Source organism: Nitrospinota bacterium, assembly GCA_009873635.1.
In the GTDB taxonomy this organism is placed as follows: domain Bacteria; phylum Nitrospinota; class Nitrospinia; order Nitrospinales; family VA-1; genus LS-NOB.
On sequence record WAHY01000021.1, the window covers coordinates 14,935 to 18,816 of the forward strand.

The 3,882-nt window shown below is 40.5% G+C and carries 5 protein-coding genes; all 5 read right to left on the reverse strand.

The annotated features are described in order from the left end of the window. Positions 1 to 600: DUF4405 domain-containing protein (locus tag F3741_10680; GenBank protein MZG31246.1), on the reverse strand; the 600-nt coding region annotated here is incomplete at its 3' end. 76 nt (positions 601 to 676) lie between these two features. Then, complete coding sequence (locus tag F3741_10685) at positions 677 to 1,210, reverse strand: Rieske 2Fe-2S domain-containing protein (protein ID MZG31247.1); 534 nt, start codon at positions 1,208 to 1,210, stop codon at positions 677 to 679. A 147-nt stretch (positions 1,211 to 1,357) separates the two neighbouring features. Then, positions 1,358 to 2,677, reverse strand: a complete 1,320-nt coding sequence (locus F3741_10690; protein ID MZG31248.1) for an NAD(P)/FAD-dependent oxidoreductase — start codon at positions 2,675 to 2,677, stop codon at positions 1,358 to 1,360. Between the two features lie 74 nt (positions 2,678 to 2,751). Continuing rightward, positions 2,752 to 3,108 carry a hypothetical protein gene (locus F3741_10695; GenBank protein MZG31249.1) on the reverse strand — a complete coding sequence of 119 codons (357 nt, stop codon included), beginning with the start codon at positions 3,106 to 3,108 and terminating at the stop codon, positions 2,752 to 2,754. Positions 3,109 to 3,148: 40 nt separating this feature from the next. After that, positions 3,149 to 3,811, reverse strand: a complete 663-nt coding sequence (locus tag F3741_10700; protein MZG31250.1) for a GGDEF domain-containing protein — start codon at positions 3,809 to 3,811, stop codon at positions 3,149 to 3,151. Between the last annotated feature and the right edge of the window lie 71 nt (positions 3,812 to 3,882).

The following is a 3,882-nucleotide window of genomic DNA, read 5'->3' on the forward strand; positions in this document are numbered from 1 at the left end:
CATATTTGTTCCCACAGTAACCGCCCACATAGCCAATTGATCCCAAGGTAGGAGATAACCAGTGAAACTGAGCAACAGGGTAAACGTTACCAGAAATACACCAATGACCCAGTTAAACTCCCTAGGTGGTTTATACGAACCGGTTAAAAATACCCTGAACATATGTAACCATACTGTGATAACCATGGCATGAGCTGCCCAACGATGCATATTTCTCATAAGCATGCCAAAAGGAACATCGTATTGCAGGTATTTCATATCGTAATACGCATACTCCCCAACCGGGCGATAATAAAACATCAGTATCACCCCAGTCACAACAGTGGAAAGAAACAAAAGAAAGGTGATGCCGCCCATGCACCAGGTGAACTTAATACGTAAAGCATGGCGATGCATCTTTACTGGATGGAGATGCAACCAAACATTGCTGGCAATTTGCAAAACACGGTTTCTTGGTGTGTCTGCATATCCATGCCTGAATGTAGAAGTCCAGACCTGCGACTCAGTAATTTCTTTAGCAATTTCACTGAAGATCTTGCCGCTTTTTATTTTATCCATCAATTCCGCAATATTCGGAATTTGCGGTGCTTTATTTGCCAAAAATCAATCCTCCATCAATGAATAAATATATTCACTCTAAAAAGAGAAGTAAAAATGAAGATTACCTTCAAAATAGCTAAACTAGAAGTTTTGCTCCTGGTTCACCCCATTGGCCTTTTTCCCAAAGAAACTTTTTACTCTTATCAACAATTATTTGACCATCTGGACCTAAAACAATCTTTAGCCTTTCCAAAGGTCTGGGAGCTGGACCTTCAAAATGCATCCCTTCTTTAGTAAAACCACTTCCATGACATGGACATTTATATTTGTTTTCAGTATTAAGCCACCTAGGCGTGCATCCTAAATGGGTACAAAGGCCATAAAGAACGTATATTCCTTCCTCATCACGCACAATCCAAACGCGTTGGTCCTTAATATATTTTGTACTGACTGCACCAACTGTATAATCGTTTGGATAACCAGCCTTAAATATCGGAGAAGGCTCAAATAGTACTCTAGGAAATAGCAACCGCGCAAAATAAGCAGCGGACAGACCTAGTGATGCCATAAACCCAGCCCAGCCAGCTAAAGAGAAAAATTCGCGGCGTGACCAGATTGTATTCTGCTCCTCTTCTTTTTCCTTTTTATCTTTCTTATCTGACTCAGCCATAAGCTCTATAACACCAATATTTTAAAAGGATTCAGTGACTTTTAAAGCCTTCGGCGACAACCCGTAACAGACTGTCAAAGTGTTGGTTTTTAACATAATTAAAATATCGAGTCAAGACAAGAAGTGAGCGGCTTAAAACCTTTTGTTTTAAGGGGTCTTTAAGGCCTTCAAACAATCTCTTGCCGCCTCAGATATGGCATTAATCATCGCTCCCTCAGAGCTGGTACAATTAGACAAATTACTGACCGTAACCCCCTTTTTTATCAGTAACAAAAGCATAGGAACCCAATCTACCGCATTACTAGAAATCAACTGCACGCCAACAACCAGACGTGATCTTTTATCCGCGATCACCTTATACTTTTGAACAACAGACAACCCTTCAGTATCTTCAAGTTTTTCTTCAAAGTTACCTTCGACAGGATGAAACCCCTGCAGAGGAGCTGTTTTCATGGAACATCCCGCATAAGCAATACAAGGGGCAGTACGTATAGTATACGGGACCCACTCTCTATTGAGTTGTCTTTTTTTTCCCATCGCATTTTCAGCTGCAATTCTTCCCTCTTCCCGAGACAACGTATCGCTGGTCAATTCACCGGTCACACTACCTACCGCGAACACACCTGGTAAGCTTGTCATCATTGCATCATCAACCAGAATATTTTTATGCTCACCTAAACGGACTCCAAGTTTTTCAGCCACATCATTTTCCGGCATTCCAGCACGGCCTTCGGCAATGATTATCTGATTTACAGAAAATTTAATGCCCGACTCTAAAGTGATTTCGATTTCTCCAGCATTTTTATAAATAGATATAATTTTTTTTCCCGGTAGAACTTTAATTTTTTTCGTTTTGAACTGGCTTTCAACTGCTTTATTAAAGTCTTCATCCAATTGCGGGAAAAGCATCTTTTGTTCAAAGCAAAGGAATACTTTACACCCTCTTTTTTGAAGCCCTAATGCGGCTTCAGCAGCAAAGTGACCGCCACCTGTAATAAGCACTTTTTCCGGAAGATCTGAAAGCCCAGAAATTTCATCGATGGAAACTACAACCTTCTCCTCATGCGGTAAAGTTGGCGAGAACCTGCAATCGGAACCATAAGCTAAAATTATTGATTTTCCTTTCAAGAGTAAATGCTCACCATCCCCAACTTGAACACTGATCTCTTTCTGGCTTGCAAGCTGGCCCTCACCTTCAACCACTTCTACTCCAGCATCACTCAGTTTTTTCTCAAGAAACTTGGAATATTTACCTGCCTCTACAATCAATTCATTCTTATATTTTTCCCAACTCAAGTTGAACGATTTGTCATTTTCTATAAAAAGCGCTCTCCGCCTACGAAATCCCAACTCCCCCAGTTTTCTTTTTTCGATCAAACAGACCCTACCTCCCAATTCAGCAGACCTGAGAGCCGCAGAAACGCCAGACAAACCACCCCCCAAGACCATCACATCAAACTCTTCCATATTCTAAGACCAAAAATATTAAAAATTCTTTTTTCACGAACACATATCCGTAAGTCTACACCACTTACGGGTATCTATATCAAGTTTATCGCGGCTACCACTGTGATAAGAACCAAACCCACCGATGCAATTATGGCATGCAAGGTCACATTAATTCTTCGAGCGAGTGGGACGGCAAAAATAAGATAAGCAAATACAAGATAAGCAAAAACAGAATTTCGATTGCTCTGGTACAGGTGAAATAAAAACAGGACATAACCAGCGACCACAGCTCCAAAAAGAAGACGATGAAGCCTGTATCCTTTCTCCCGTTTGTCGCTGGGAAGTATGCTGACCCCAACCATAATGTTTGCAATTGTGAGAAGTATTGTAAGGAATATGGCTAAAAAGCCAGGTGAGGAAAATAAATCTTCTAAGGTAGTGGGAGGCATTAAAATGAAGGATAAAAACTAATTAAAACAGTAAGAAATATTACTCAGCCATTACAACCCTGTTTCTCCCGGTATGCTTGGCTTTATACATGGCCTTATCTGCTCTTTCAAACAAACTCTGTTCCGTATCATTATCAGTCACAACAGCACCCCCTATACTAATCGTGACTTTAAGCTTTTGTTCATTGTGAACAAAATAATCTCTCTCAACTTCCCGGCAGATTTTTTCGGCCAGTTGAGGGGTGGTTTTATTATTTACTCTGCTCAAAATGACAACAAACTCCTCTCCGCCATATCTGAATATTTGATCAGAAACTCGAATGCTGTCTCGCACCGTTCCGGCAACAGACTTTAATACTTTATCTCCCAATTGATGGCCATAATCATCATTAAACTTTTTGAAATGATCAATATCCAATATTAGCAGGGCCCATTCTTCTTTATAACGCTTAAATTCATGGATCATTTGCCCCACTTTCATATTAAATGCAGATCTATTGAGAACATTGGTTAATGGATCCAACAATGCCTGGGCCTCACTCTGCTCCAATTTTTTGGCAAGGATAACAGAATTCTTCCTTTGTTCTTCCAGCTCATCCTGCAAGGTACGGGAATTCTCTCTGACCTTTTTCATCTCTCCAACAAAGCTTTCTTTCAGCCTCATGATATCTTGAATGCTATCGGCACTTTCTAAATTTTCCACGCATTTAGAGATGTTGCTCTCAAAACCGCTTGAATTGGAGACCACGGACTTAATGGTTTCTGCGACTTCTA